The 2,372-nt window shown below is 35.7% G+C and carries 2 protein-coding genes; both read right to left on the bottom strand.

All coding sequences use genetic code 11. The features are described from left to right. On the bottom strand, positions 1-899 hold an 899-nt coding region (locus tag HA632_RS02005; RefSeq protein ID WP_217902811.1), incomplete at its 3' end, for a hypothetical protein. Positions 900-1,257: 358 nt separating this feature from the next. Next, positions 1,258-2,372, bottom strand: a 1,115-nt coding sequence (locus tag HA632_RS02000; protein ID WP_176305572.1) for a T9SS type A sorting domain-containing protein, incomplete at its 5' end; no start/stop codon positions are given.

Here is a 2,372-nt window from a genome sequence, read left to right as displayed (position 1 = left end):
GGAATGCTATAATTAAAAACCCCTGATGCTGTTGGGGTACCACTTATGGTAATGGTATTATTTGCAAAAGCGGCAGTTACTCCAGCTGGTAATCCGGTAGGGGTTCCTATTCCTGTGGCACCTGTTGTTGTTCTTGTAATTGGAGATAATAAGGTATTAACACATAATGTCGGATTTGAAGATGGCGTCCCTGGTGTGTTTGAAAGACATATTGCAACTGTTTGAGCTACCCATGTCTCAGCTTGTGATGCAGTAGCAGTTCTTGTGCCTGTATTACCTATCGGAGCATGAACATAAGAAGCCATCATGTTTGAAGGAACTCCTCCAGCAGTATTTGGCGCATCATAACGTTCTGTAGTGCCAGAAACCGCAATAGTATAAGTTGCGGGTTTTTTATTACAATAAAATGTTAAGATTAGATTATTAGCAGTGGTAGTAGTAATCGCAGGTGCCACTACACTAGTAGAAGAGCTACTACCTAATGCATCGGCAGAGACTGAGATGATAGGAGATGCTCCGGTTATTCTACTCATTCCAATAGACCACTTCTTCCACCCTAAGCCCCATGTGTATGTGGCAGGCTCTGATGAACCAGCTATTCTAAAATAAGTTGCCATACCCACATTACTGGACTGATTACTTCTCCTAATTAAAGTCCATCCTGCAGGAACAGTTATAGTAGTACCATCACCAGACTCAAACATTACACCAACCACCAATAAATCTCCCGCAACGGTACCACTTGGGACATTTATCGATGCACTAGGGGTAATACCTACGGCAGTAGTTGAAGATTGCCAAACCGGCTGAGAATGTGCAAGTAAACCGATGAACAAAATACAAACAAGGTATTTAATTTTTTTTTGTTTTTTAAAAAAGAAGTGTTTGTTTGTCTTCATAATAAAATGTAAATATTATTAATAATAAATTTGGGAATAATTTCGCCACAAACATATGTTAAAGACAATATGAGAGAAAAAAAAAAACGTTGTAATGTTTAATATAATCGTTAAAAAGTAAATCAAAAAAATACAAAAATTGAAGTTCGACAAAAGGCTCAATTTATAGACAAACTACATTAAAATCAATAGATTACATAAATAACATAAAGTCTTATTGAAGGATTAAAAATGATTGATTTTGTAAGCAAGCTTTCTTTGATGAGTAAAAAACAAGTTAATTGAATGATTAGAAATACTTACCTCTTAAAATTAAAAAGTCGGGAAAAACCCGACTTTTTAATCTTTTATAAAATATTTATTTTTTTATCAACTTTAAATATTTTTTATAATCCGCGCCTGCAATCTCTACTAAATACATTCCCGCTTTATAGTCAGTTCCAAATTCATAGTTGGATTGCGATGACAATAAAAACTCTTTAACTAAGATTTTTCCACTGATATCATAAATAGTTACTTTCATGTCCAATGTAGTTGGATTATTTAAAGTAAAAGTGGTGTTTGAGGGATTTGGATAAGCAGTAATAGCATGTTTATTATTGTCATTTGTAACGGTAGTGTTTGTTTCATCCCCTATTTTACTTTGTACAAATGAACAGGATATATAACCCGTAACTGATCCGTTGAAACTTACGTTAACTGCTTCACAAGCATTTGACAATTTAGAAAGTAAAGCACCACTTACAACGGTACTTGAACCGATTTTAGATTGAGACTCTTCAATTAACCAGCCGATTGTTCTTCCGTTTAAAGAAAGATCTTGAGAAACAATAGTGGCATTTTCCATACCCGGATTTGCTGCAACATTTAAAAGCAATGCTACTAATTGACCCGCAAAAACATTTTTCACCTGACTATTGGTTCTGTTTACTTGATTACTATTTGCTAATCGATCTGGAGTACCTCCATTTGGAAGGAAATTCCTAATAGCTGTAACAGTAGTTAATCGCAATGATCTACCGGGCTTTCCAATTAATACACCATTTGGAAAGTGTTGATTCAAGAAACTTACACTCAATGGTGAATTAGCATTAGACCAACCACCTTGTGAATAAGTTACGTAATTACAAACAGGGGTACAATCTTCTATCGTCAAAATTAAAATTGATGTAATACAATTTTTCTGAGAAGTGTAAGTTCCGCTAACACCGTATGTCAGCCCTGTTACATTCCAAAAATAGGTGTCACAGGCAGTAACTGTCGTGGTCTGATTTGCTGGTTGAGATCCAGTATTTATCCAAGAACATGAAGTCGTATTGAAGACAAAATTATCCCAACAGTTTACTATGACTGGTTGTACTGCTTGTGTCCCCGTTATATCCCAAGTACAAGTTGTAGTATTGAAATTGGCTGATTCATAACAAGCCAAGCCGGTTGGAGCTGACGGTTGTGTCCCAGTTACATCCCAAGAAC

It is taken from the genome of Flavobacterium sp. J49 (genome assembly GCF_011742145.1).
GTDB lineage: Bacteria > Bacteroidota > Bacteroidia > Flavobacteriales > Flavobacteriaceae > Flavobacterium.
Note: the sequence above shows the minus strand (reverse complement) of the source record. Positions and strands in the feature narration are given on the sequence as shown.